Below are 21013 nucleotides of genomic sequence, written 5' to 3'. Positions count from 1 at the left end.
AGTGTCAACAGACTCTTGCACGGGTGGGCTCTCTTGCCCTACGGTCATCACCGGCAAGTGAAGATAGGCATTATCACGATGGAGGATCGATGTCGCCGAGACCTCGCCGCGTCACGCAACGCGAGATCGCCGAGCTGGCGGGCGTCAGTCAGACCACGGTGTCGGTGGTGCTGAACGACCGTGACGGTTCGAACGTGCGGGTGCCTGAGGCGACCCGGGCGCGGGTAAGGCAGGCCATCGAGCAACTCACCTACGTCGCCGACCCCGCGGCCCGCCGGCTCGCCGGTCTGGACAACCAGATCATCGGAGTCTTCACCTACGAGGCCGCGTTGTCACCCGAGAGCATGGACTTCTACGGTCCGCTGCTGAACGGGATCGAGCGAGCCGCCGAGCACATCGGCTGGGACCTGCTGTTCTTCACCTCCTCACCGGTCGAGAACGGCACGCGGAGCCTCTTCCACCGCAAGACGCGGCTGCGGCTGACCGACGGGTGTGTCCTGCTCGGTCAGCAGATGGTCGCGTCCGAGCTGGAACGGCTGGTCGCCGAGCAGTTCCCGTTCGTCGCGATCGGCCGCCGGGACGAGACCGCCGCCGCGGTGCCGTACGTGGCCATCGACTACATCACCCCGACCACCGCACTGATCGACCAGGCCGCGGCCGGCGGGCACCGGCAGGCGCTGTACGTCCACCGCGGCCGGGATACGCCGACCGCGCGGGACCGGCGCGGTGCCGTCGAAGCCGCCTCGGCGGAAGGCACGCTCGCTTTCCTGCTGGTCGGTGAGGAGAGGATCGACGATCTGCCCCGGCTGGCCCGGTCGACCGGGGCCACCTTGATCATCGCAGAAGACGCGTTCCTGGCCGAGGACGTCGTACACGCGTTGCTCGGCGCCGGAGTCTCCGTACCGGACGAGATCTCGGTCGCCGCACTCGGCGAGGTGCGCGGTCATCGCGTGGAGGGCAGGGTACTGGCCGGCTTCCACGTCCCCAGGCAACAACTGGCGGACGAGGCACTCGATCTTCTGCAACTCCTGATCACCACGGACCCGCAGGAGTGGGCCGGGCTGGACAGGGAGCGGCTGCTGGTCGCCGAGGTCGAGCCGGGGGACACGATCGTCGCGCGGACGGACGCGCCCTCATGACCGGCAGGATCACCGCCGAGGTGGCGATCATCGGTGGTGGGCTCGGCTCCGTCGCCGCGGCGCTGGCGTTGCTGGAGCGCGGTCGCCGTGTGGTGATGACCGAGGAGTACGGCTGGCTCGGTGGGCAACTCACCTCACAGGCCGTTCCACCCGACGAGCACATCTGGGTGGAACAGTTCGGCGTCACCGCGCGCTACCGCGCACTGCGGGACGGTATCCGCCGCTACTACCGCGATCACTACCCGCTGACGGCGCACGCCCGCGCCGACCGGGAGTTCAACCCGGGCCGTGGCCGCGTGAGCAGACTCTGCCACGAACCGAGGGTGGCGAATGCGGTGATCACCGCCCTGCTCGCGCCGTACCGGTCGAGCGGGCGGCTCACCGTCCTGCAACCCGCCGTGCCCGTCGCCGCCGAGATGAGCGACGCCACGGTCCGCAGTGTGACGGTCGCGGATCCGCGTACGGGGGCCGAGACAGTGATCACCGCGGAGTACGTCCTGGACGGGACGGAGACCGGGGATCTGCTGCCACTGACCGATACCGAGTACGTCGTCGGGGCCGAGGGACGGTCCGACACCGGGGAGCCGAGCGCTCCCGAAGCCGCCGATCCGGGCAACGTGCAGTCGATCGCGTGGTGCTTCGTCTTCGACCACGTCGCCGGCGATCACACCATCGCCCGGCCGGACGACTACGACTTCTGGCGCTCGTTCGAACTGCCTTTCTGGGGCGGGCCGATGCTGTCGTTCATCGCGCCGAACCCGCGGACCCTCGTGCCGGAGGAACGCACCATGAACGTCAACCCGGGCGGCGATGCCACCGGGGACCCCCGCTTCGACGCAGGCGATCAGGATCTGTGGCAGTTCCGGCGGATCGCCGCCCGCCAGAACTTCGCCGACGGTTTCTACGACAGTGACATCGTGCTGGCCAACTGGCCGCAACTGGACTACGTCGGCGGTTCGATCATCGACACCGACGACCGGCAGCGCCACCTGAACGCCGCGAAGGCACAGTCCCGCGCCTATGTGCACTGGCTCCAGACCGAAGCGCCCCGCCCGGACGGTGGCCGCGGCTGGCCCGGACTGCGCCTGCGAGGCGACCTGGTCGGTACCGACGACGGGTTCGCACAGGCCCCGTACATCCGTGAATCCCGGCGGATCAAGGCACTCACCACGGTGCGTGAGCAGGACATCTCGGTCAAGGCCCGCGGGGACGCCGGACCGGCCCGGTTCGACGGCTCGGTCGGGGTGGGGATGTACCGGATCGATCTGCATCCCTCGACCGGTGGCGACAACTACATCGACGTCGAGTGCGCGCCGTTCGAGATACCGCTCGGAGCGCTGGTCCCGGTGGCCACCCAGAACCTGGTACCGGCCGCCAAGAACATCGGCACCACCCACATCACCAATGGCGCCTACCGACTGCATCCGGTCGAGTGGAACGTCGGTGAATCGGCCGGCGAGCTGGTCTCGTACTGCCTCGACCTCGGCCTGAGCCCGCAGCAGGTCGCGACCGACGAGCACCTCGTCGACCGACTTCAGGGCAGGTTGACCGCGGCTGGGATCGAACTCCACTGGCCGCACATCGCCGGCTATTAGACAACCCGAGGCGCAGCGCGCCGAGAGCACGAAGGACCCACACCATGAACAGAGCGAGAAAGCTGTTCGGCGCCGTTGCGCTGACGACGGCGCTGGTGCTGACAGCCGCCTGCGGCGCATCCACCGACGGGTCCGGGGCGACGGGCGCCACGGACGTGAAGCTGCGGATGACGGTCTGGACCTCGAACGAGGACCAGCTCAAGCTGTTGAACTCGATAGCCGACGCGTACCGCGCGAAACACTCCGAGGTCTCCTCGATCACGTTCGAGAGCCTGCCCTTCGAGGACTACAACACCACCCTGACCACCCAGATCGCCGGTGGCAACGCGCCCGACCTGGCCTGGATGGGTGACCTGTCGAAGGACCTGATCGCCTCCGACGCGCTGGTCGGCCTGACCGACAAGCTGAAGGCGACCGACGGCTGGCAGTACGACGACCTTCAGGACAGCGCGACCAAGGAGTTCACCCGGGACGGCACGCTGTACGCCTACCCCTTCTCGACCTCACCGTTCGCGCTGTACGTGAACACCGACCTGCTGGCGAAGGCCGGGCAGAAGATCGACCCGAAGACCCTGACCTGGGACCAGGTCGCCACCGCCGGCGCGGCAGTCCACTCGGCCACCAGGAAAGCCGGTTTCGTGGTCCGGGACTTCGACTACAAGTCGTGGAACATGCTGGCCACGGTATGGGCCGGCTTCGGCGCCGCCGCATGGAGCCCGGACGGCAAGACCTGCACCTTCACCAGCCCGGAGATGCGGCAGGCGTTCACCTTCCTGCACGATGCCGCGTTCCGGACCAAGGCCATGCCCGGCCCAGGTACGACGGCCGACTTCTTCGCCGGTGACGCCGCCTTCACCGTGGCCCAGGTCTCCCGCGCTTCGCTGCTCACCGACACGTTCAAGTTCGCGCTGCATCCTCTGCCGGCGGGCCCGGCCGGCCGGCAGGCCGTCATCGGCCAGGCCGGTGTGGGCGTCCTGACCGCAGGAAAGCACCGGGACGAGGCCACGGACTTCCTCGCCTATCTGACGAATCCGGCGAACTCGGAGAAGCTGGCGGAGTTCTTCCCGCCGCCGCGGAAGTCGATGCTCACCGGTGAGAAGCTCGCCGCCAACAACACGGTGCTGAGCGCCGCGCAGCTGAACGAGGCCGTGGTCGCCCAGCTGCCGAACGCCGTCACCCTGCCCAACCACACCAGCCCGGCCGAGATCGCCCAGAAGGGCAAGACCGCACTGGACGCGATGTGGAAGCCCGACGCCGACATCCCCGCCGTCCTGGAATCGGTGTGTACAGCCATCGAACCGATCCTGGCCAAGTGAACATGGCCGGTCTCACGAGGACACCGCAGGCTTCCCGGGCGCCGGTACGGGCCCGGGACACCTCCGGACCACCGTTCTGGACGAACCGGCGCAGAGATGTACTCGCCGGCTATGTGTTCATCGCGCCGCAGCTCGCCGGGGTCGTGCTGTTCGTGCTGATCCCGGTCGGGCTCGCGATCTGGTACAGCCTCAACGACTGGAACGTCTTCACCGGCAAGCAGACGTACGTCGGAGTCGACAACTACGCCGCCTTGGCTGCCGACCCGCAACTCCCCTCGGTGCTGGGGGCGACCGCCCTCTTCTGCGGCGGAGTCGTGATCCTCAACATCAGCCTGGGGCTGATGCTCGCCGTACTGCTGAAACGGCGGTTCCGTGGAGCGACGTTCTTCCGCACGCTGTTCTTCTCACCGGTCGTCGTCTCCGTGGTGGCGTGGACCCTGGTCTGGGGCTTTCTGCTCCAGGACAACGGGGGTGTCAACGGTGTTCTCGGCGCGGTCGGCATCACGGGGCCGAACTGGCTGCAGCGCGGCGACACCGCGATGCTGTCCGTGATCATCACCCAGGTGATCCGCAGCGTCGGCGTCAACATGGTGCTCTTCCTGGCCGCCTTGCAGGGCGTGCCGTCCCACCTGTACGAAGCCGCTCGGATCGACGGCGCGGGAAGCCGGGTGATCTTCACCCGGATCACCCTGCCGCTCATCTCACCCACGGTGCTGCTGACCGCGATCATCACCGTCGTCGGGGCATTGCAGTCGTTCGCGCAGATCGCCGTACTGACCAGTGGCGGCCCGGAGTTGAGCACCACGGTGCTCGTGTACTACGTCTTCCAGCAGGCCTTCGAGTTCAACGACATCGGTTACGGCTCGACGCTGGCCCTGATGCTGCTGTCCTTCGTCATGCTGCTGACCCTGCTGCAATGGCAGCTGCGCCGAAAGTGGGTGTTCCATGAGCAGTAGGTCGACATCCGTCCTGCGGCGGGTGCTTCTGGTGACGGCGCTGGGTGTGCTGGCGATCCCCTTCGTGGTGCCGACCATCTGGATGGTGGCATCCTCGGTGAAGCCGCTTCCCGAGATCTTCAAGGCCCCGCCGTCACTGTGGACCGCCGATCCCACACTGTCCGCGTACACCGAGGCGTTCAGCTTCCAGCCGTTCGCCCGGCAGTACGTGAACAGCGTGTACATCGCCGTCCTGGTCACCCTCATCACCCTGCTGGTCTCCAGCCTTGCCGGGTACGCCTTCGCCCGGATCCCCTTTCCCGGCGCGAACGCCCTCTTCCTGGTGGTCCTGGCCGGCCTCCTGGTGCCCAGCGAGGTGACGATCGTGCCCTTGTTCCAGATGTTCAAACGGGCCGGGATGATCAACACGCACTGGCCACTGATCCTGGTCACCGCGCTGGCCGCACCATGCGTCCTGGCCACCTTCATCATGCGGCAGTTCTTCATCGCCCTGCCGGCCGAGTTGGAGGAGGCGGGCCGACTGGACGGTCTCGGCCGCCCCGCGATCTGGTGGCGGATAGCCCTGCCACTGGCCAGGCCGGCGTTGTCCGCGGTCGCGATCCTGACCTTCCTCACCTCGTGGAACCTCTACCTGGAACCCACCGTCTACCTCACCTCGCCGGAGCTGTTCACGCTGCCGCAGGCGCTCACCCGGTTCACCGACGCCTACGGGGGTGACATGTGGAACACCCAACTGGCTGCCGCCACCATGACGGTCCTGCCGGTGCTGATCGTCTTCGTCATCGCCCAGCGCCAGTTCGTCGAGGGCCTGGCCCACTCGGGCCTCAAATGAGCCCGGAATCAAGGGCGTTCGGGCGCGACACCATCGGCGCCCTTGGGTCCCTGGCCGCCCCGGAGGCAGACACCTGGACAACTCCCGGACGTCACTTGAGCCCGCCACAATGACCCGTATGACAATCACGGCGGACACGCCCCCCACGCCGCCCACGCGCAACACCCCCGTCGCCCTCGCCCGGGGCTTCCTCACAGGCGGCGTGATCGGGGCGTCTCTCGCTGCTTTCGTCGTTGGCACTCTCATCGAGAGCGTGCCCCTGTGTGTCGGGGGTGTCGGACTGCTCCTGGCATACGGCCTGATCGCCTTCCTCGCCAGTGTGCCCAGGCGTTTTCGGGAGGCGGGGGTCGTGCCGTGCACGGCGCTCGCGGTGGTGGAGAGTCTGGAAGCCGTCGGCAGTGATGCGACGAGCGACGTGGCGGTGCGGTTCGATGTGACGGTCGCGCCGGACGGTGCACGGGCGTACCGCGTCGCGTTCACGCAGGACATCAACCTCGCGGACCTGCCCGGCTACCGGCGGGGCGGCGTGGTGGTGGTCCAGTACCCGCCGGACCGGCCGTGGCGGGTGAGGATCGTGAAGCGGCCGGCGCCGGAGTGGGAGGAGCGGGTGGCCGGCGCTCGCATCGACTCGGCGCGGGGGCCGGTCCTGAGCGAGCCCTCCGCCAGTTGTGCCGTCGGCTTCGTCACGCTGCTCGCCCTGCTGCTCGCCGCAGCAGGCGTGGTTCTGTTGTATCGCGCCGACCTGTTCGACGAGGCCGCCTCCTCCACCCCGCCGGTCACCCCCTCTTCCTCTTCGTCGTCCACGATGGAGTCGTCGGCCTCCGCCACGGTCACCCTCGGCCCGAACCAGTCGTTCCTCGACAAGGGCGAGCTGCGCAAGGCCGTCGGCTCACTCGCCAAGGGCACGGACGCACGCGCGGCGCTCACCGTCGTCGTACAGGAACGGCAACTGTCGGTCGTGTACGCGCCCACCGGTACGCAGGCCCCGGCATTCGACCCGGACTCGCCGCCGTACGACCGCTTCCCCACCCTGGTCGAGGAGGCGACGAGCAGCCTGGGCGCCGGTTCCCCGCAGACCTGGCGGCTCACCGTCGAACCACTCAGCGGCTCCGTCACCATCAGGGTCGATGTGACGGGTGCCGGGGGAGCGGCCTGGCTGGAGGCGGACGGGCAGGGCACGGTGGTGCGACGCACCCCGGCGCACTGACGGACGCCGCGACGGCCGACTCTCACGTGGCGGTCCCTTACACGAAGCCTGACGGCACCACGGGAACCGACCTGTACCTGAGCAAGGACGGCCAGGCCGCGTTCGCCGCCGACATACCCGCCGCTGCGTGGCGGACCACCCCGTTGCGGGGCTGGTCGCCGGCAGGGACAAAGCGATCCCGGTCCGGCTCAGGAAGACGCCGCGCCCCAGTCCGGCCGATCGGTCCACTCTTTGGTGACTGGCCCTGTCCTGGCCGTGCGGCCCCCGCTGGGATGGAGATCCGCATCCGCCGCTACCGAAAGGCCCGCGAATGACCATGCCGCGTACTCGCTCATTCATGCAGGTCGATGTGTTCTCCACGGCCCCCTACCGCGGCAACCCTGTCGCGGTCGTCCTGGACGGGACGGATCTGACCGACGAGGACATGCAGCGCCTGGCGCGCTGGACGAACCTGTCGGAGACCACGTTCGTCCTGCCACCGACGATGCCGGAGGCCGACTACCGGCTGCGGATCTTCACGCCCCAGGGGGAGTTGCCGTTCGCCGGGCATCCCACCCTCGGTTCCGCCCGCGCCTGGTTGGACGGCGGCGGCAAGCCGCGGCACTCCGACCACGTCGTGCAGGAGTGCGCCGCCGGCCTGGTCACCGTGCGCAGCGGCGAGGGCAAGCTGTCCTTCGCCGCGCCGCCGCGGATCCGCGACGGCGCCCTCGACGACGTGTACCTGGAGCGGATCGTCGCCGCGTTCGGCATTGCGCGGGAGCGGGTCCTGGCCCACCAGTGGGTGGACAACGGTCCCGGCTGGGCCGTGATCCAGTTGGCCACCGCCGAGGAGGTCCTCGCCCTCGAACCCGATCTGTCCCTCATCCCGACCGCGATGGTCGGGGCCATCGGGGCCCACCCCGAGGGATCCGAGTACCACTTCGAGATGCGCACCTTCGCCCCCGGCGCCGGTGTGTCCGAGGACCCCGCGTGCGGCAGCATGAACGCGGGCGTCGGACAGTGGCTTACTTCCACCGGCGCGGCACCTTCCTCCTACCGAGTGTCCCAGGGCGCGCGTCTGGGGCGGGCCGCCGGCATTGAGATCGACGCCGACCCTGACGGCACCGTCTGGGTCAGCGGTGCCACCACCGTCTGCGTCCGCGGCAGCATCACCCTCTGACCGGCGGTCCCCGCGCCGGAGCACCAGTGCCGGGACCGGGCCGTCAGGTGGTGTCGGGAGAGAGCGTCTTCATGGTGACGTAGCTGGTCACCGTGGCAACGCCGGGCAGGGCGGCCAGTTGGTTGGCGTGGAAGTCCTCGTAGGCGGGCAGGTCGGCGACCTCGACCTGGAGCAGGTAGTCGAAGTTGCCGGTGATGTGGTGGCAGGCGACCACTTCCGACAGTTGGGTGATGCCGCGCTCGAACGCGACCACGTCCGGGCGGGTGTGCCGCACCAACCGCACCCCGGCGAACACGCGCAGGCTACGGCCGACCGCGGCGGGATCGATCAGTGCCCGGTAGCCGCGGATGACGCCGGCTTCCTCCAACTGGCGCACGCGCCGCAGGCAAGGTGACGGCGACAGCCCGACCCGGGCGGCGAGTTCGTTGTTGTTGATCCGACCGTTCTGTTCGAGTACGGCCAGAATCGACCGGTCCACCTCATCCATGAGTGGCATTTTATTGCGCTCTGCTCTCCAATACCACAATCACACGGCCGCAGTGAGCGCAATGTGCTGCCAAAGTTGCCGTGATCGGTCCGGTTGCGGGCGTCGTCCGCCGATGCTTGATGGCGTCACCCCACACCCCAATGGTCCACGGAAGGGTAGCCATGCCGGGCAGGAGCACCGTTACCGTCCACGCCGATCGCGAGGTCCATCCCAGCCGTGCCGTGGCACCGCCCATCTATCACACCACTCGCAACCCGACCGGCAGGTCTGGCTCCAGGAATTCGGCGCGGCCCCGCAATGGATACCCGCGGCGGCCATCCCGGAGTTCGCCGAGGCATCCATCGCCGCGGCCCTGACCTGCGGCCGGCTGTGGGGCATCACCTGGTGGGCCTCGCACGACATCGACCGTGGCCTCACCGGATTCGCCGACCTGGAGTACGAACTCGGACTGCTCACCACCGCCAACGAACCCAAGCCCACCGGACAGCACCTCGCCCGCGTCATCGACCACCTCCGCGACCACCCGCCCACACCCGCACCCCGCACCACCGCCCTCCTCCTCGACGGCACCCACGCCCCCGACTGGTCCTTCGCCGACCGCTTCTTCTCCCTCATCGACCAAGGCACACACCCCGCCATCGTCCTCGCTGCCCACCGCGACGATCCCGCACATCTGGAGGGCCGCGGCATCACAGAGATCATCGAAAGCTAGGGGGAGGCGTGTCCGGGTGGTGGGGCACCCGTCCGGTTGACGTTGCGCCGCGCGCGTGCGTGGCGCGCCCTCACCGTGCCGGGCTCGGCCGCAGGTCGTGCGTACGGTGCCGCCAGGAGGTGGCGGATGCGGGTGGGTCTGCATGCGATCGGTATCGGTGACGGTGCTCATCCGGACGTGATCCGGGCAGTGGCCGGCGCCGCCGACGCGTGCGGCTTCGCCAGGCTGTGGTGCGGAGAACATGTGGTCCTCGTGGACTCGCCGGCCTCCCGCTACCCGTACTCCGCGGATGGTCGGGTTCCGGTGCCGGCGGATGCGGACTGGCTGGACCCCCTGCTCGCCCTGAGCTTCGCGGCGGCGGTCACCAGCCGGATCGAGCTGGCCACCGGGGTTCTCCTGTTACCGGAGCACAATCCGGTCGTGGTCGCCAAGCAGGCTGCCACACTCGACGTGCTTTCCGCGGGACGCTTCACTCTCGGTGTCGGCGTCGGCTGGTCCGCCGAGGAGTTCGCCGCGCTCGGTGTTCCCTTTGCCGGCCGCGCACGGCGTACCGAGGAGTATCTCGCTGCGATGCGCGCTCTGTGGACCCAGGATCCGGCTTCCTTCGCGGGGGAGTTCACCCGTTTCGACGCGGTCCGGGTGAACCCGAAGCCGCTTCGTGGTGGCCGGCTCCCGGTTGTGTTCGGCGGCAACAGCGAGGCCGCTCTGCGGCGGTGCGTCGCCCTTGCCGACGGCTGGTACGGCTTCAACATCCCGGCGGCAGACGTCCCGTCGCACGTCGCGGTCCTCGCGGACGAGTGCTCACGTCAAGGCAGGGCTTTCGGCGAACTCACCATCGCCGTCGCGCTGAGCGACGGCACTCCGGACAGTCTCCCCGCCCTGGCGGCAGCGGGCGTCACCGAACTCGTAGTCGTCGGCGTTCCTCCCTCCGCCCCGGACGCGGCGGCGGACTGGGTCGCCCAGCTCGCGCGCACGTGGATCGACCCGCACGAAGGCCAGTCGTTCCTCCAGTGAAGCCGGCCGCGTACCGGGACGAGACGCACGCGGTGGTACCCCCTGCCGCCAGGACAGCGGGTACCACCGCGCTCATTACTCAGGGAAGGAACGCGTAGAACGGTCCGTCGGGCGCGGTGTTGCGAGAACACAGCGTCACGTCTCTGCCCTGAAGATACGCCAGCAACCACTCGCTGAACGCCACAGGCATCAATTCACCGGGGTTCGCACCCACGGAGTGCGGCAGGAATTCCGTCATGTCCTCGTCGCGCCAGAGTTCCAGGTCCTCCCTGATCATCTTTCCCAGGCTGTGCAGAAGATGGCCGGCAGGGTGCTTCAGATACAACTGCCCGTTGATCTCGATCGAGCCGTAGGCGTCGACGATCTCACGGAAATCCGCAGGGAATTCGAGACCGAGTTCCTGCTCCAGTTCGATCCACGGCGCGGGGTCCGACCAATTGAACCGGGGTTCGCCCAACAGGGCTCGTATCTCTGAGAGCGTTGCCACCACTATGCCCCTTCTAGGCACTTCGAGTTCTAGCACTTCGAGCCGATTCCGGTGGGGGAGTTGATGGCAGTACACGAGAACGTGCGTGAAGGCGTAACGGTTACTGGCGTACGGGACCGCGCCCAGGCTCATGTCGGAGAGCGCGCCGTTGTACATGTCCCGGGCGGTGGAGCGGTTGAGAGTAGCCGTCCTCGGTCGAACCGTCGGAGTTGTGCTTGCTCTGCGACAGATGCTCGCCCGAGGGGCTGTACTGGAACGACTTGGTCAGCTCACCGGCGACCTGGAGGCACAGATGCGTACGGATCGCGACCTGGAGCGGGCCCGGTACCTGTTCCTGCTCGGCTGCGCCGCGGCGAGAAAGGCAGTGGCTCCGTTGCCATGTGCGTTTCACGAGTGGAATCGTGGATCGCTGTGGCGCTGCGTTTCGACGAGAGGGTCAGGGAGCATGGTGGCGGCCGTGCCGGCGGAGGTCGCCCTCCTGGTCGCCGTGGCCGGTGCGCTCGGCCCCGTCGTGCGCGCCGCGCGCACCAGCACCGTCCACGCCCTGGTCGATCCGGCTCGCCGGCCGCCGCGCAGGTGTCGGCGGTGCTGAGCCAGATCCAGCCGCCGTGGTGGGACGGACCGGGTCCTTGGGCCCAGTTGCTCCACGGATACACCGGGGTGGACGTGCTGATCGCGGTTCCGACGACCGGGTAGGTGTGCCCGCTGAGGGTGACATTGCCGCCGACGGCTCCGCCTTACCACCCGATGGCCCTGGACCGACGAGACCAACCGATGCCATCGAGACATGCCGCCACGAGGTGCATGGTCGAGAAAGGGGAACCGCCGGGCACCCATGGGGTGCCCGGCGGAACACTCGGGACCTACTGATCAATCGGTCGTGATTTTCGGGTCAGGGCCAGGCCAGCCTTGCGGCAGCCCCTCTGCGGGAACGGTGCCGGAGATGAGCCCGGCGAGATACCCGGTCAGGGACACCGAAAACTGCGGCCAGTCGTCCCACGATCCGCTCACCACGACGGTCCATTCATCAGGGCTGTCCCCGACGGTGCGCCAGTAGAACATGTCGCCCTCGTCGGAATCACCCCAGGGAATGAGTCCGCCCTTTTCCGGAAACGGGACGTGTCCATGGGACATGTCCGAGTCTCGGAGACTCGCGAGGTTGTCGATGATTCCCTTCGCTCCCTCGACGAACTCATCCTCCTCACCAGGCACCGGCATGTGCAGGGCGAGGAAGTCGTCGATGATCAACGGCGCGTAGACCTCGGAGAGTTCGACGAAGTCGCTGGGCAGTCTGGTGCCGAGGCCACGCTCGATCCGCGCCCAGTCAATGTGCCGGCGAACGGGCGCCCGGTGCTCAAGGAGTCCGGACAGTGTTCGCTCCAGAAGTGACAGACTCAACAGGTCACCTGTGTTCCCGCTCGATTCTGTACGACAATGCCCTGGAACAGTACGCCATTCGGTGTTGTCGCGGTCATGGTGATGCTGGTCGGGATGTTGCCCCTCCCATTCCCGTACTGCAGCTGCGCAGAGTACAGCACGGGCAATTGGTTCGCGAGAGCGCTGGCCATCCTGTTCTCACAGCGCTTCATACCGGGGTCATTCATCTCCCGGAAGCCGGTGAAGACGTTCTCAGGGCGCCATTGGCCGCTGAAGCGGTCACCGATGATGTGTGTGCGGTGGTACTTCCATGCCCGGCCGTCCCGCTCGCTCAGCCAGCCGGGAGGATCCGCCATGTCACGCGGACGCGGCGTCCGGCTGTTGCCGGCCTTGAGGTCCGACGGACAGATCAGCGCCGTGGCACCCGAGGCAGTGCCGTCGACCATCGGCTGATAGTTGAACCTCTGTTCCCTCGGAGTCGTGTCACAGGCGCCTCCGGAACCGGTGTCAGGCATAAGCGGCGGACGGTCCGCCCCCCGGTCGATCTCGATCAGGGGCTTGTCCTCGCCGAAGAGCTGGTTTGCGGCCCAGTCGATGGCCCTGTCCGTGGGGCTCTCGATGCCGGCCAGGGCGGACACGGCGCTGACGCCGATGCTGGCGAGGTTCCGCTTGCCCGCAGTCTTGAAGCCCCACTTGAAGAAGCCCTTCCAGCCGCCGCTCGTGGCTTGGTCAACCTCTCCCTTTACGGTGTCGACGGCCTTGTCGAGCACCTGCTCGCAGACATCGCATCCGAAGAAGTGACCGTCGAACTCGACGAAACTGATGGGGTTGCCGCCGGTGAAGGCGTAGCGGTTGCCGGTGAACGGGTCGGTACCGAGACCCATGTCTGCCAGGGCGCCGTTGTACATGTCCCGGGTCAGGAAGCGGTTCAGGCCCGGGTCGTAGTCGCGGAAGCCCATGTCGTACGTGCTGGACTGGGCGTCCCAGCGCTTGGCGTTGTAGCGGTAGGGGTTGTACGCCTCCTTGCCGGGATCGGCAGCGTCGGGTTTGTCGATGCCGGTGAACTCCGACTCGTCGTCGGATCCGTAGGCGGTGTAACCGTAGGTCGCCTTGGTATTGCCGTCCTTGTCGGTCAGGGTCTCGACGTCGGTGTGCGAGTTGTAGCCGTAGTAGCCGTCCTCGCCAGTGCCGTCGGTGTTGTGCTTGACCTGTGACAGCCGCTCGCCCCACGGGCTGTACTGGTACGACTTGGTCAGCTCGCCGGCGACTTCTTCACTGAGAACCTCGCCGGACAGCCCGAGGTAGCTGAAGTCGATCGTCTTGTCGTCCGCTGTCTTGGAGGCGGTGCGGTCGAGCGGATCGAAGGTGAACGTGGTGGACTTCAGTGTGCCTTTGTCGTCCTTCGCCTGGGACTCGACCACGTGATCGAAGCCGTCGTACACGTTGCGCGAGACGACTTCGTCGCCCGCTGTCACGGACTCCTGCCGCCCGAAGGGGTCGTAGTTGTAGGAGAAGGTGGTGCCCGACGCCGTCGACGACAGCAACCGGTTGCGGTCGTAGGTGAACGTGGTGGTCACGTTCTTGACGGTCTGGCTGATGACGTTGGCGTTGTCGTCGTGGACGTATGTCTCAGTACCGGCCCCGTTACCTGTCTTGACTGACTTGGTGAGCCGGCTGACCGGGTCGTAGGTGTAGTCCGTGGTCGAATCGAGATAGGTGGCGGTGTTGTCCGCGCTCATCTTCCTGGCCACGTCCTGCGCCTTGTTGCCGTTGGCGTCGTAGCCGTAGGTGTGGCTTGAGACGAGGGTGCCGTTGGGCTTCTTCTCGGTCGTCGACTTGACCGTGCCGTTCAGGTAGTAGGTGTAGTCGACGGTGTTCTTGTTGTTCTTGGTCTCCTTCAGCGTCTGGCCGCGGTCGGTGTACGTGTACTCGGTGACCTTCGGACTGGCGTCTGTGGCGGACTTGCCGACCGAGACGGTCTTGACCAGTTCGCGCAGGTCGTAGGCGTACTCGGAGAACTGGTCCGGATGTGTGACCGTGTCTGGCTGGCCGTTGGCGGTGTAGGTGTACGCCGTGGCCTTCTTCTCTTGGCCCGAGAGCGCCTCGGTGACCTTGTCCACCTGATTGAGGCCGGTGTAAGCGATCGTGTAGGCGTCGATCCTGGCGCCGGAGGACGTGTCGTCGATCGAGGTCAAATTGCCATTGGGGTCGTAGGCGTACGCGAAAGACTTCCTTTCCGTGTCTGTGTCGCCCGTGGTGTCGCGTACCAGCTTCACGCCGTCGGCCACCACGGCGCCGCTGCTGTTCTGGTCCAGCTTCAGCTTGGCGTCGCTGCCCTGCTTGAAGCCGTAGGAACCGAGGCTGACCCAGGTGCCGGTGCCGGCGTTCTGGTCCTTGGTCACCGACGGGTGCGTGGTGGTGCCCTGGGACAGCGTGTACTTCGCGGTGGTCGCCGCCCCGGTCACCTTCGGGTACTTCACATACGCGGTGTAGGTACCGTCCTTGGGGATGTTCAGTGTCCAGGTGAAGGCATCGGTGCCCGAACCGGCCGCGTGGGTACGGTGGTCGTAGCCTTGCTGCCCGGAGATGTCACCCGTGGCCCAGGTACCGGTGTGTGAGGTGTGTTGGGTGTCGGAGTTGTCGACGAGTACGACCGACTTGCCCACGGGAACGCCGTCGTCCGCCTTGGACTTGAGCTTGCCGTCCGGGTAGTAGGACCACGTCATGGTGCGGTCCGAGGAGCCACCGGCGGACGTGAGCGTGCGGGCCTTCTGCAGTCCGAGTTCCGTGTAGTCGTAGCTGGTGGTGATGGACCAGGGGTCGGTGGAGTTCTTCACCCAGCCGTTGTCGTAGTACTCGAAGACCGTGTCGTTGCGGACCGTCTGGCCCTCCGACGGGGGCGCCGAGGTCTTCTTCACCCGACCGACCTCGTCGTAGATGGTCTGCGTGTAGACGTTCGGGTTGTTGTAGCGGACATCCGCCGGGTCGTACGGCTGGAACTGCTTGACCGGACGGTTCAGCGCGTCGTACTCCGTGCGCGAGGTGAAGTCGTCGTCGGCCGCCGTGGCCACACCCCGGGGCGTGATCACCTTGGTGGTGTTGCCGGCCTGGTCGTACTCGTAGCGAGTGGTGCGGAAGGTGGTGCCGGAGTACGGGACCCGGGTCTCCTCTCGCAGGCCGCGCTCATCGTAGTCGGTGTAAGTGATGTTGTTCTCGGCGTCTTTGACTTGGATGACCAGGGAGTCCTTGTCGTAGGTGCGCGAGGTGGACTTGCCGGCCGCGTCCGTGATGGCGGTGACCCGGTGGTTCAGGTCATAGGCGGTCCTGGTCGTGTAGTCGGTCGTATCCGCGGTCGCGTTCTTCTTCGGATCGATGACGGTGACGACGTTGCCGACGTTGTCGTACTCGTAACTGATCGTGTCACCAGCCGCGTTGACCACCGATGTGAGCTGGTAGACCGCGTCGTAGTTATTGGTGGTGACATAGTCGGTGGCGTCCGACGCGGTCAGTACGCCCTTCGGCTCCGTCGTCGTCTTGAGATTGCCGACCTTGTCGTAGGTGAACGTCGTCGTGCGTTCGGGACCGGTGCCGCTGTCCTTCGGTGCGGTTGTCGAGGTGAGCTGGTCGGTCGCGTCGTACACCGCTGTGGAGACCGCACTGTTGGGCGCCGTCGACTCAGTGACGTTGTCGTTCGCGTCGTAGACGGGCGCGGGCGTGGTGATCTGGTCACCCGAGGCCTGATCCTTCGGCACGGAGGAGACCAGGGGGCGGCCGAACGTGTCGTACGCCTGCGTGACCTCCTTGCCCAGTGCGTCAGTGACCTGGGTGACCTGGCCGCGCTCGTCGTAGACGTAGCTCACCACGTTGTCCAGCGCGTCGCGCATCTTCGACGGGTAGCCGGTCGGCCCGAACTCCTCGTTGGCGGAGACGTTTCCGTTGGCATCGGTGGTCTTGGTCAACTGGCCATAGGTGTCGTACTCGTACGACGTGGTGTAGTCACCGGCTGTCGGCGTGGCGACGCCCTTGGGGTCGGTGACCGTCTTCAGGTTGCCGAAGGTGTCGTAGCCGAACTGCCAGGCACGTCCCTCCGGAGATGTCTTGCGGAACAGGTCGGCCGCGAAACCGTCGGCGCGGGTCTGGTACTCGTACCTCTGGCTGTTCGCCGGATACGTGCCCGGGGCGCAGTCCGACGAGGGCGGGACACCTGCCTTGTTGTTCTCGGCGTCGCGCTGCCAGAGCGGATAGCCCGTCTTCTGGTCGTAGCAGTACGCGCTCTTGGCGCCGTTGTCCTCTTCAATGTAGGTGACGTTGTTGTCTGCGTCCCAAGCCATCTTCGCGGTCTGGGACTTGGCGTTCGTCGTCTGCACCGGTCGGCCGAAGTCGTCCGTCACGTAGTCCGATGCGTGCGACTCGGAGTCGGTGACCCTGGCGTCGGTGAACTTGGGGTTGGTGGCGTTCACGGCATACGTGAACCGGGTGGTTCCCTGCAGGCGGTCGGTGATGGCCTTGGTCCACCAGTGGTACTTCGGGTCGTCCCCGTCCTTCGGCGCGTTGTAGTCGAGCTTGGTGCCGTTGCCGCGTGGGTCGGTGGCGTCGACCAGTTTGACGTTCTTGTTGCCCTGGGTGGCGTCGTAGGTGAACTTGAAGACCTTCGGCTGCGCCGAGCCGTCGCCGTCGGTGAACTGCCCGAGCAGCCCCTTGTCGGTGTAGTGGAAGGAGATTTTGCGGACGGAGATGCTCCCGGGCTTGTCCCCGGAGATGTCCGTCATGGACTTCACGTGGTCGTAGATCTTGGAGTTGTTCAGCTTGCCGGTGTCCGTGGTCAGGACGCCCGCGTCATTGACGTACTGGTAGCCGGACTGGCCCTTCTCCCAGTAGTCCAGCGTCAGGGACTGCCGGCCGGCGGGGTCGGTGATGTACTTGAGGAACTTGGTCGGTTTGTTGTTGGACTTGCGTTCCTCGTACGTGTACGTCTGTGTGTTGCCGTTCTTGTCGACTGCGGACGTCATGTAGCCGTCGCAGCCGAAGAGGAAGCGGGTGCCGTCCGGGCGCATCAGCGTCCAGGCGTCCGGGATCGGGTCCTTGGCCGGGGTGCAGTCCAGGCCCGCCTTCGCCGTGACCTTGTAGTGGACACCCGCCGGGGCGTTCCAGGAGCCGTCGTCCTGCTTGCGGAACACATGGGTGGTGCCGTCGCCGTCGGGCAGACGTATCTCGGTCGGGTTCGGGTTGGGGTGGAAGTCCAGGGGTGCGCCGAGGCGGATGGGCCCGGCGGCCTGCGCGGACCAGCCGGCGCCGAGGACGGTGTCGGAGGTATCGAGGGAGTTGTAGGCGAAGCGGGCGAAGGTGTTCAGGCCGCGCCCGGGGTTGGTGAACGCGTTGTAGGACCACACGGTGTTGCCGGAGGCCAGGTTGTTCATCACCGTGGAGCCGGCGCCGGTGTTCTTGCCGGTGTAGGCGTAGAACTTCTCCAGACCCAGGGTGTTGGACGTCGGGTCCTCCACCGCCACGTTCTGCTTCAGCGCCGCGATGCCGCCGCTACCCGCCGACAGCCAGGAGCCGTCGGAGATCTTCCGGACGTCCCAGCCCAGCACATAGTCCGTGCGCTTGTTACCGGAGGCCGAGTTGATCGGTGTCTTGACCTGCGCCTTCACAGCGGCGGACTGACCGGGTTTGAGGTTCGGTACCGCGGTGGCGAGCTGGTTGCCGCCGTTCGTGACGTCGGTGCCGTCCGGCAGCTTCCACGTGTACGACAGCTCACGCTCACCCGCCGCCCACTCGGTGCCGGTGGTGTTGGTGAGGGTGACATCGACCGTGTACGTCGAGTTCGGTGTCATGCGGGCCGGGGTGGCCGGTGCGTAGTACGTCGACTCGGTGGTGGAGTCGATGTAGGTGACGATCATCCTCGGGCGCAGCCGCTTCTCGCCTGCCTCGGACGACAGGAACACCGTCCGCTCCTGGGACGCGGATTCGTCCTGTGTCTTGATCAGCACGGCCTGCTGAGAGCCTGGTGTGCTGACCCAGTCCTGCGCGAGGGAGGTGACGTTCCAGTCGTGGCGTGCCGGGTCGTTGCTGATCGCGGGAGCGGTGTCCGCGACCGTCGCGCCGAAGTCACCGCCCGCCGTGGCCCAGTTGGTGGTGGCGTTGGCCTTGGTCCAGGTGGCGGTGGCCTCGTCGAAGTCCTTTGTCAGTGGCCGCATTTCGTAGACCGCGCCGCTGTTGCTGGTGGTGCTCTGGCTGCCCCACAGGCGCACCTGCGCGTCCAGGACCCGTGCCGTCGCGGGTATGCCGAGGTTGGGGAACTTCAGCAGGGCGCGGGTCTTGCCGTAGGCGGCGGAGTTGTTGCCGACCGTGAGCCAGTTCTGCGGCGTGCCGTCGGTGATGGTGTCGTGCGGTGTGGCCGGCTCCAGCGATGACAGGGTGGTGTCCTGGACGGCGTCGACGACCTGTGCGGTGCGTCCGGCCTTGGGCAGCCGCACCAGCTGCGTCGGCGCCGATGTGACCTTCCCGTCCCGGGTCTTGACCGCGACCATGTAGTAGTAGGCCCGCCCGAACGGGTCCGCGCTGTCCGCCTCGGTCGGTACCGCCGAGGTGTCCGTGTAGCTCGTGGCGGCCTTGTCGACCGGCGCCACCAGCGTGGACGCCGACGGTGTGAACGTCTGGAACACACTGCGGTGCACCTGGTACTCGGCAATGTCCTGGCCGGTGCTGCCGGAGGTGTTCGTGTACCCGGACCAGTGCAGCTCCGCGCCGGTGTCGTGGATCGTCGCCGGAGGATCCAGCTCCACACCCGCACGGCCGTACGTCAGCACCAGCTTCGGATAGTTGACGGTCTCCCCGCCGTATCCGAACTCCGATGCCTCGTAGCGGGGGCCGCCGCGCGCGGCGGTGCCGCTCTCGTCGGTCGCCTTGACGATGAAGCCGTTGTTGGTGTTCGTGCCGTCCAGCCAGGACTGGACGGTGTCTTTCACCGAGAACGAGTGCCACTTGTTGTAGGTGGAGTACGGCATCTGGACCGTGCCCGGCTTGGAGAACCGCACCGCGTCCGCGATCACCGCCGTCGAAGCGGAGGCCGGACCGTCACCGAGAACGACCTTGCCCGAGGTGCCCGCCTTGAACGGCAGCGCGCCCAGCGGCTTCCACACCCCGCCCGTCCCGGACTGCTGGTCCACCGTGTACGCCTTGGTGCCCCCGTTGTACGTCACCGTGTACGGGGTGGCCACGGAGCGGTCCGAGGCCGGGATCGAGTGTGCGTCGACCTGGTAGGTGCCGTCCTCGGGGATCGCCGGCTGCCAGGTGTACGTGTCACCCGCCACCGTGTCCTTGTTGTAGACGTAGTCCTTGTTGACCGCGTACTGCGTGTACGCCGTGTTCGAGGAGGCGGGCCACGAACCTACCGCCGCCGTCTTCCCGGCCTCGCCGTTGTCGACCACCGTGGTCGAGCCGGACAGCTCGCCGACCAGGCTGCTGGTGTTGTTCCAGGTCGCCCCGGCGGCGGTCCACGATCCGGTGGCCCGGTAGGCGCCCAGCGTCACCGGGGCGCCGTTGGCCACCCCGGTGTGGGTCTGGTCGTAGTACAGCTGCAGCCGCGCGTCGTCCAGCTGCGTTCCGGCGGGCACGTTGGACAGCCCGAACCTGACCAGCGCGCGGGCCGCGCTGCCGGTGGAGTCCAGGCCCGCCGACAGCCGCCAGCTCCCGTCGAACGTCGATGCCGGGGACGAGGCGAGCACCATCGTGTCCTGCGACTGCGACGGCGTCGGCGCCAGGATCAGCGTCGGGTCGATGGTGACCGGGTACTGCCGCTGCTTCGAGGCCAGCCACTTCGCGTCCGGTGTGACGGTCAGCCGCCAGCCCTCGCCGTCCCGCGACAGCCTCTGGGCCACCTTTGAGCTGTACGCCAGCCCGTACGGCGAGGACGCCGACTTCTTCGTGTCCGTCATGAACGCAGGCGGGATCACCACCACCGGGTCCGCCGCCTCACCGTAGAAGGCGATCGAACCGTCCTTGCCCGCCTTCGGCACCAGCCCCTTCACATCCAGCCGGAACGTGAACGACACCGGCCCGTCCGGCCGCTCAGCCAGGACGATGTTCTCCTTCACCCGGCCCGGACCCACCTCGTAGGACAGATCCGCGCCCGCGATCGCGTCCCGGTAGGTGACCGTGTCGCCCTTGGCCTCGGGCTTCAGCAGCCCCTTGCCGGCACCCTCCAGGCCGAACGTGACCGACTGCCCGCCGCCCGGCGCCGCGAACGAGACCATTCGCTCCGGATCGGAACCGAAGTAACTTCGCCCGGAATTGGTGGTGTTGGCGAGATCGAAGCCCTTCGCCGACGTCCTTCGCACGGCGGTGTCGATGGCCTTCCACACCTTCGACGCACCATCGCGGTACGAGGTCGGAGTCGCGGACACCTCCGCCTGGACACGGCCGTCCGACAACTGCCAGAAGCGCGCGTTCGGCGTCCGCTTCCCTGTCAGCTCCCTGACCCGCTCCGCCTTCGGCGCATTCTTGCCCCGGGGCAACTTCTGCCGCTCGGCAATACCCAACTCGTCGTGGGAAGGTGGCTTTTCCTTTCCCGTGCTGTCATCCGAGAACCAGCCTGCGACGGTGTCGACGATTCCTTCGCCTCCATCGCCGGAAGCGGGTGCCGCAAATGCGACCTGTGGCAGCGCGGTACTCACCACCGCTGATACCACCAGGCACGCGATAAGCCTGCCCCATCTGGGCTTCACGTGAAA

The 21013-nt window shown here is 67.1% G+C and carries 14 protein-coding genes; 10 read left to right on the top strand and 4 right to left on the bottom strand.

What is annotated here, in order from left to right:
• Positions 1–89 precede the first annotated feature (89 nt).
• From ACIQNU_RS32465 to ACIQNU_RS32435, 7 genes are all read left to right on the top strand, one after another.
• Positions 90–1139, top strand: coding sequence for a LacI family DNA-binding transcriptional regulator (locus tag ACIQNU_RS32465; protein WP_401373227.1), 1050 nt, complete (start codon positions 90–92; stop codon positions 1137–1139).
• Complete coding sequence (locus ACIQNU_RS32460) at positions 1136–2734, top strand: FAD-dependent oxidoreductase (RefSeq protein ID WP_401373225.1); 1599 nt, start codon at positions 1136–1138, stop codon at positions 2732–2734. Before ACIQNU_RS32465 ends, ACIQNU_RS32460 begins: the two co-directional genes overlap by 4 nt.
• Positions 2735–2778: 44 nt before the next feature.
• Entirely contained in the window at positions 2779–4050 is a 1272-nt protein-coding gene (locus tag ACIQNU_RS32455; RefSeq protein ID WP_401373223.1) for an ABC transporter substrate-binding protein, read from the top strand.
• 2 nt (positions 4051–4052) lie between these two features.
• Positions 4053–5006, top strand: a complete 954-nt coding sequence (locus ACIQNU_RS32450) for a carbohydrate ABC transporter permease (protein ID WP_401373423.1) — start codon at positions 4053–4055, stop codon at positions 5004–5006.
• Complete coding sequence (locus ACIQNU_RS32445) at positions 4996–5838, top strand: carbohydrate ABC transporter permease (RefSeq protein ID WP_401373221.1); 843 nt, start codon at positions 4996–4998, stop codon at positions 5836–5838. Before ACIQNU_RS32450 ends, ACIQNU_RS32445 begins: the two co-directional genes overlap by 11 nt.
• 118 nt (positions 5839–5956) lie before the next feature.
• Positions 5957–7045 carry a hypothetical protein gene (locus ACIQNU_RS32440; RefSeq protein WP_401373219.1) on the top strand — a complete coding sequence of 363 codons (1089 nt, stop codon included), beginning with the start codon at positions 5957–5959 and terminating at the stop codon, positions 7043–7045.
• Positions 7046–7382: 337 nt separating this feature from the next.
• A complete protein-coding gene (locus tag ACIQNU_RS32435) occupies positions 7383–8204 on the top strand; it encodes a PhzF family phenazine biosynthesis protein (protein WP_401373217.1) in 822 nt (273 codons plus the stop codon).
• A 43-nt stretch (positions 8205–8247) separates the two neighbouring features.
• Here ACIQNU_RS32435 and ACIQNU_RS32430 read toward each other — a convergent pair whose 3' ends face one another.
• Positions 8248–8691: an Lrp/AsnC family transcriptional regulator gene (locus ACIQNU_RS32430; protein WP_401373215.1), complete on the bottom strand. Its 444-nt coding sequence runs from the start codon at positions 8689–8691 to the stop codon at positions 8248–8250.
• Positions 8692–8803: 112 nt separating this feature from the next.
• Here ACIQNU_RS32430 and ACIQNU_RS32425 point away from each other — a divergent pair, with 112 nt between their 5' ends.
• Both ACIQNU_RS32425 and ACIQNU_RS32420 read left to right on the top strand, forming a co-directional pair.
• The gene (locus tag ACIQNU_RS32425) at positions 8804–9403 is read left to right on the top strand and encodes a hypothetical protein (protein ID WP_401373214.1); all 600 of its coding nucleotides are present in this window, start codon (positions 8804–8806) and stop codon (positions 9401–9403) included.
• Positions 9404–9529: 126 nt separating this feature from the next.
• Positions 9530–10417 (top strand): LLM class F420-dependent oxidoreductase, encoded by an 888-nt coding sequence (locus ACIQNU_RS32420; RefSeq protein ID WP_401373212.1) that lies wholly within the window; start codon positions 9530–9532, stop codon positions 10415–10417.
• Between the two features lie 79 nt (positions 10418–10496).
• Here ACIQNU_RS32420 and ACIQNU_RS32415 read toward each other — a convergent pair whose 3' ends face one another.
• Positions 10497–11060, bottom strand: a complete 564-nt coding sequence (locus ACIQNU_RS32415; protein ID WP_401373210.1) for an SMI1/KNR4 family protein — start codon at positions 11058–11060, stop codon at positions 10497–10499.
• Between the two features lie 289 nt (positions 11061–11349).
• On the opposite strand from ACIQNU_RS32415, the gene ACIQNU_RS32410 reads away from it, so the two are divergent.
• A complete protein-coding gene (locus ACIQNU_RS32410) occupies positions 11350–11496 on the top strand; it encodes a hypothetical protein (RefSeq protein WP_401373208.1) in 147 nt (48 codons plus the stop codon).
• A gap of 278 nt (positions 11497–11774) precedes the next feature.
• Here the strand turns inward: ACIQNU_RS32410 and ACIQNU_RS32405 are convergent, their stop codons facing one another.
• Complete coding sequence (locus ACIQNU_RS32405) at positions 11775–12302, bottom strand: hypothetical protein (RefSeq protein ID WP_401373206.1); 528 nt, start codon at positions 12300–12302, stop codon at positions 11775–11777.
• Positions 12299–20821 carry a DNRLRE domain-containing protein gene (locus ACIQNU_RS32400; RefSeq protein WP_401373204.1) on the bottom strand — a complete coding sequence of 2841 codons (8523 nt, stop codon included), beginning with the start codon at positions 20819–20821 and terminating at the stop codon, positions 12299–12301. Before ACIQNU_RS32400 ends, ACIQNU_RS32405 begins: the two co-directional genes overlap by 4 nt.
• Positions 20822–21013: the final 192 nt, after the last annotated feature.

It is taken from the genome of Streptomyces sp. NPDC091292 (assembly GCF_044757265.1).
Lineage (GTDB): Bacteria > Actinomycetota > Actinomycetes > Streptomycetales > Streptomycetaceae > Streptomyces.
The sequence above is the reverse complement of the archived record's forward strand: the minus strand, read 5'-3'. Positions and strand labels throughout refer to the sequence as shown.